We start from the raw sequence: 6,000 nt of genomic DNA on the forward strand, positions 1-6,000 counted from the left end.
CCCCGAAGCCGGCGGCGGCAACCGTTGGTGGTAACCTTGTGGCACGAACCGTCGAGCATGTTCTCGTAATTAGTGGCAGGGAAGTGCTGTGATTCCGGTAAGCTGTAACTCGGCGGTAACCGGTTACCGCCCCCCGTTGGAGGCCGAATTAGGCGGCTCGTATCCCTCGGCTCGCTTCTGATGGGCCGAGCGTCGACGACCGATCTCGTCCGCTTTTTCACCCTTGCGGTGCTCGATCCACCATCCGGTTTTAAGGATCGCCTGCTTCGTAACTCCCAGCAATTCCCCCAATTGCTCCGCAGATGCAGTTGGAGGAATTGGGAGGATTCTGTCGATCGCGACCAGCTTCTCGTTTGCGGTCTGATTCGCTCTCATAAATGCACGCAACGCGCTCTTGATGCGTTCGTCGGACAGGCCGTTTGTGAATATGCGAAGGAGCGCCCCCGCTGGCCCCAAGTCGAGCACTCGAGCGTTGAGAGTATCCGACGGCGATTCGAGCCGGGCGCGGAGTAACGGAATGAGTGTGTCGAGCTTTCGCTTTGCGCCGTTGTTATCGAGTAGGGTTTCGGGGATCTCAGATGCTCGCACCAATCCGAACTCACTGGCCGCCTTATAGGCCTTAGCCACCTGGATGAGATTCAGCGATTCGTCTCGAGTCAGATCTGTCGTGTCGTCCAGCGAATCGCGAACGCGAACGGCGTAATCCAGCAGGTTGTCGATCGTGACGGGTTCCGAAACTTCAGCTTCGGGGACCGAATCGCTTGCAAAAGGAACGATGAGCCGCTCGAGACGCGCACGGGAAGTGTTTGCGGGTACAGGGAGCCCCGCACGGCGAAGTACATCTTCCCCGTTCGCAACGGCGACTTCCAGATGAAGACACAATTCGATTAGTGTTCGCCACAGGTGGCCGTCTGCATTTTGCGCAACTTCGTGCATTTGCAGAGCGATTCCCTCTACTCGGCGCAGCATCTCGGTAACGAGGTCGAAACCGAGTGGAGAACTCTGTCTTTCGTCGCCCAACTCTTCGAGTGCGGCACACAAGCCATCAAATGCCGGTCGGCTCTGCTCCCACGCAGAGGCAGTGTCCGTTCGCAAGAGGTGACCTGCATCGTCGTGTTCGGTAAGGGTTCTCACGAACTCGCGGGCAAGAAAAAAGACGCGGCCGGCGCGGTCTAACAGACCGGCCGGCGGAGGGGTGTCCGCCATGACTTCGCCTTTCGAATGACGGGTCACCCGGGGTTGGTGCGGAAAAAGCGAAAATCCGCGCCAATCCCGGGCGCTTGGTGTGCCGGTTTGCAACCCGACACGCCGTCCCGTTCAATGAACTGTAGCCGCTCCCGGCGGAAATCCGAAGGTCAGGAGGTGACCACGCCCGTGCCCAGGTTGATCTGCTTACGCGCGATGTTGACCTGAACGGCGGGCAGGGCCAGTTTGCGCACCTCTGCCAGACCTTTGAGGGCCGCAAGGTAGCGCTTCTGGGCGGCCGAAATGGCCTTTTGGTAATACAGGCCGAGGGCGAGCGACACGTTCTCTTTGCCCGCGTACACCGCTTCGAGGTGGTGCAGGTGCAGCCACGTCGCAAGCACCCGCTCGACGAGCAATTTCTCGACCGTCGTCGGGTTCGAGCCGGAAAGTTCGCCCCGCATCTCGGTGAGCTTGCGGTTGACGGCTTCGTAGACGACCGGGTTGCCGCCCGCGTAGGTGCGCACGAACCGCTCGAGCGCTTCCTTGGCGAGGTCGCCGCCAAGGAAGCCAGCAAGTCCGGGCTTGGCCAGCCACTCGCGCACCTCGGCCAGCGCCTTCGGATCGCCCCCTTCGGCGCGCTGAACGGCGTCCTTGAGTTGCACCAGCGACCGGCCCGAATCGGCCGGCGTGGCCGGTCTCGCATCAGGTGCCTTCGCTCCACCATTAGACACGGCGCCGCCTCCATTGCCCGCGTTTCGGCCGATGGCACCCCGCCACAATCAGGGCTGCGGTTGTTGCGGCGTCGGCCCAGTCATTCAGCGGGGCGAGTGACGCAGCAAGGGCACTCAGTGATTCCCGCTCGTGCCGCTCTTCTTCGACCGCTCGAGCACGCTCGGCGCGGTTGAGGTCGTCAAGCTGCGCCGTCAGTTCGGCGATCACACCGCTGCCGACGTACTGCTTCACCACGCGCCCGCCGACCCGCTTCGCGGTGTAGTAGTACGTCCCGCCGTTGCGTTGCTCCCAGCCCATCAAGGCACCTCGAGCGCATTCGGCCTTGTGCAACAACTTTTCGCGTGCCCCACTTACACGCACCGGCTCAATTGTCCCGTAATGACTCTGGGCGCGCAAGCTGAGTTAGTCGCACGATTCCTGTTCTGCATAACGGCACGAAAAGGAGCTGGCGGAGGAATGGCAATTTACCGCCGAATCTCTTCGGACGTGACGAAGTTGTTGTGACCTCGTGAACCGAACTGGCCGAACCAGTATCCGACCCGATCGTCGTTGAGTTGCTTCCATTCGTGCGTGGCGCCGCTCTGTGCTTCGTGCTTCCGAGCGATGTGGCCCATGTGAACGCCCCAACGGGGCGCGTGTTTGCGCCCCGTTGAGGTGGTGGTGAACACGCCCGCAAGTGCGATTCGTTCCAGTAATTTCTCCCACACAACATGCCGAACTGTCTGCGCTTTGGGCAGGTACGGCAGAACCGCTTCACAAACCGCGTCGAGGTGTTCGGCAACCGTCCCGACGTGCGGGCGTTGGGTGTGAAGTTCTACTTCAACCGGTGGGTCAAAACCGCGCGGCCGTCGGAACACATCACGAATCATCGCGCACGCGAAGGGCGTTTCGTCGTGCCGCGCTCCGGTTGCATACGGAGTGGCGAGCCAAACGAACTCCCCGTGCAGTGACAGTTTTCGGAGCGTGGCGACCTGTGCAGGGACGGTCGCCAACGGAGACCATTCGACCGAAATGTCTTGCCAGAAGCGGTCGTCCTCGACGTCTGCAAGTGATCGCAACGCGGACAGCGTGCCAGTCAGGGTCGCGTGGCATCCGGCGGTCGCAATCAATCGGTCAATCAGTTCGACAGTCGAAGCACGGCATCCCGCCTGAGCCCACCAGTCCTCGCGCGCGGGATTGACGGCTCCGGGGGCAAGTTGCCGCCGCACGAGGCGTGCGCCGATTTGGGCGAACAGCCGTTGTGCGTACCCTTTCGCGCGGTGATCGCTAATCTGGTCTACGAATTTGCGGGCGGCCTCGGTCCACAGTCCACTCAGATCGGTAACCAACACGGGGCACAGGTTCCGCTGTGGAAACATGCGGTGCGCGAGCGTGCTTAACCAGATACGCCAGTCCTCGGTGCTGTTGTGGTGAGCGGTTTGGTCGAATACCCACGGCGTCAGGGCGAACTCGGCGATCATTTGCCGAACCTCTCGTGGAAGTCGATCTCAAAGAAGTCGTCCGGCCAGGGCAGAACGAACTCGCCGGTCAGGTCGAGTGCCATCGGCTCGAACAGTGTACGGCCGTCGGTGCTGCGCACGTAAACGACCCCGATGTCCACGTCGCGCACATCAAGAGCGAGCGGCTCGGTAACCGGCGCCCTCTCCGGCGGCGGAATCGAAGCCATCCGGTTCCGGCCACCGCCGTCACGAAGGGTTTCTCGGCGTTCCGTTGCTTCACGGATACGGCGCTGGAGACGAAGGATCAGGTGTTCGCTGTGCGTTTCCAGGATGAGCCTGTTCTTTGGCGATTGTAACGCACCCGCGAGAAACACGTCGCCAAGTGCGGCCTGCTGTCGTGGGTTCAGATGCAATTCGGGCTGCTCAATTGCTACTAATCCGCCCCGAGGTCTTTCTCCGCCGAATGCCTGGATCGCCGCCACGATCACCGGCACCGCTTGTGTGATCCCTTGGCCCACATCTGCTGGCTGGAATTTCTGCTGCGTTGACAGCGAGACCAATACCAGCCGCCGAAGCACGGGGAGGCTACGGAGCAACCCCTTGATCTTGTCTGAATCGATCTCGTCAAGCAACGCACCACGCTCGAGCAATGTGCTCAGCTCGTGTTCGGTCGGTAGCTCGCGGAACTGCTCAACGCGTAGACCGAACCCGGTATTGAGGCGGTCTTCGCTACTGAGCCATTCGTTAACTTGAGCTGCAATATCCTGGCGTTCTGGCGAGATTCCATTCGGTGTCAAGATGCCGGCCGGCTCACGGGTGAGTTCCTCCCAGGCCGCCAGGCCACCGGCCCAACGCCGTGCGTCATGAAACCGCGGCAAGGTTAAGTGTCGCGGCACTGCGTCACGCACGGGGCCAACGTAACGGAATTCGGCAAGGGCTGAACGGACCAGACGGGCGGGAACGAGTAAGAGACGGTTGAGAAGTTGCGTCAAGACTGACCGGGATTCTTCGGTGCCGTTCACATCCCACGGGTACGCGTTGTGGACGATCTCAAAACCGCGGTCCAGATCGGGCATCGCGACGAGACCCAAATCTGTGATTTCGGTACCCCCGTCTTCGTCGTAAACTCTTGCTAGCGCATCTGCATAGGCGCCGCGGTCCAAACCGTCGGTGTGAATCTCGTGATCGAAAGCGAACTGTGCTTGCTCGTCGCTCCATTCGTTGCGATTGAACTCGGCGCCCCACAGCCGGACGCAACTGCCGTCTGGTGCGGCGGCCAGAATGACACGGGCAACGCCTTCCGTGTCGTTATCCGCATCTTGAGAAAAGTGCCACTCTCTGGTTCGCCGCAGCGACCACTCTTTAGCCCCTTCTGAGAAGTTCGTTCGGATCAGGAATGTTGTCCCGTCTGCACACGGCAGATCCGCACGATCCACCGGTTCGGTCGTTCCGAAGTACAATCCCGCGGGAATGTTTCGAACGCGCGGCAGGAGCGCATCAATTACACCGAAGCTCGTTACCGGCTGCGACCAACGTACCAAAGGATGATGAATGTTCAGCGCATCGATCCACGTTCCTGTTGTCTGCGGGTGAACGTTGATCTGTGCGAACCCCTCTCCGTCGTAGCCCACAGAGAATTGAGACAGGTACGGCCTGTTAGTCAAATTGCTCCAGCGGATAACAATCTCGACCCATCCCGAGCGAATGTCGTCCCCGATAGTTGACACGTCGCGTTCATCACCGTTCCGGTCGGGAATCGGCAATTTAAACTCGGTAATGGGGTACCCGGTCAGGAAATCAGTGCTACTCAGGTCGAGGTCGAAGCGAAGGGTGATAGCCTTCGTTAGGTCGCGGCCGTGGACGTAGTTGCGGAACCCGCCGAGGTCAATGAAGTTAGCCCCACCGTCGGTCACGTCCACGTCGAGGTTGCGGCGCGTGAAGACCTCGCGGGCGAGCTGGAGCGCGTGCAAGAGCGTGCTCTTGCCGGCCGAGTTCGGGCCGAACAGCAGCGTGATCGGCCGGACCTCGATCCGCGTGCGCTCGCGGACGCCCTTGAAGTTCTCGATCTCGACGGCCGTAATCATGCTGCGTTCCGTGGTTCCCAGTTCGGGCGCGGGGCCGTGCCCACTCGGCACATCCCGCACATTCCGATCGCATTCCGCTCAAACACCGCTTCCGGAAGTTCTTTCGGCCCGCGTGAGCCTATCGGCCCTGCTTCTCGTCCGACAGCGAAAACGGACGCCTCAACGCACTTCGGCCGCAACTGACACCCTAACAACATGTTGCGACACATTCACTCGTCGAAGCCAACAACCCGTCTGCGTTCACCGGGAGCGTTCTCCGGTTTTTGCGGGCACGATTCGGTGGTAGCGGCGACCAGCGAGCGGGTAGCGAATCGGCAGTCCGAAGCCCCGCAGATGTCCAGTCGTGGCCCCATCGCCTGTTTCTCGTGCTCTGTAACCCCCGTTACAGCTCTGCTCGCGCGAGATGCGCCCGGAGCGGGTTCGGTCGCGGTGCCCGCGCGGACCGTCCCCCTACTCACCTGATGGCACCGCGCGCGGCGTCGCTGTCGGCGGTTCGGTTCGGCTTTGTGGGTTCCCGGTCGCACTCCCGGCGCCTACCGGCGGGCCAAGAGGCCCGCCGG

The 6,000-nt window shown here is 61.4% G+C and carries 5 protein-coding genes; all 5 read right to left on the minus strand.

All coding sequences use genetic code 11. The features are described from left to right. Window positions 1–123: 123 nt before the first annotated feature. Window positions 124–1,206: a hypothetical protein gene (locus R5W23_RS22910; RefSeq protein WP_320688306.1), complete on the minus strand. Its 1,083-nt coding sequence runs from the start codon at window positions 1,204–1,206 to the stop codon at window positions 124–126. Window positions 1,207–1,355: 149 nt separating this feature from the next. Next, window positions 1,356–1,916 (minus strand): hypothetical protein, encoded by a 561-nt coding sequence (locus tag R5W23_RS22915; protein ID WP_320688308.1) that lies wholly within the window; start codon window positions 1,914–1,916, stop codon window positions 1,356–1,358. Further along, a complete protein-coding gene (locus R5W23_RS22920) occupies window positions 1,909–2,214 on the minus strand; it encodes a hypothetical protein (protein ID WP_320688309.1) in 306 nt (101 codons plus the stop codon). Before R5W23_RS22920 ends, R5W23_RS22915 begins: the two co-directional genes overlap by 8 nt. Window positions 2,215–2,381: 167 nt before the next feature. Next, window positions 2,382–3,377 carry a hypothetical protein gene (locus R5W23_RS22925; RefSeq protein WP_320688310.1) on the minus strand — a complete coding sequence of 332 codons (996 nt, stop codon included), beginning with the start codon at window positions 3,375–3,377 and terminating at the stop codon, window positions 2,382–2,384. Next, window positions 3,374–5,440 (minus strand): AAA family ATPase, encoded by a 2,067-nt coding sequence (locus tag R5W23_RS22930; RefSeq protein WP_320688311.1) that lies wholly within the window; start codon window positions 5,438–5,440, stop codon window positions 3,374–3,376. The genes R5W23_RS22925 and R5W23_RS22930 overlap by 4 nt, the downstream gene beginning before the upstream one ends. Window positions 5,441–6,000 lie beyond the last annotated feature (560 nt).

The organism is Gemmata algarum (assembly GCF_034097035.1).
In the GTDB taxonomy this organism is placed as follows: domain Bacteria; phylum Planctomycetota; class Planctomycetia; order Gemmatales; family Gemmataceae; genus Gemmata; species Gemmata algarum.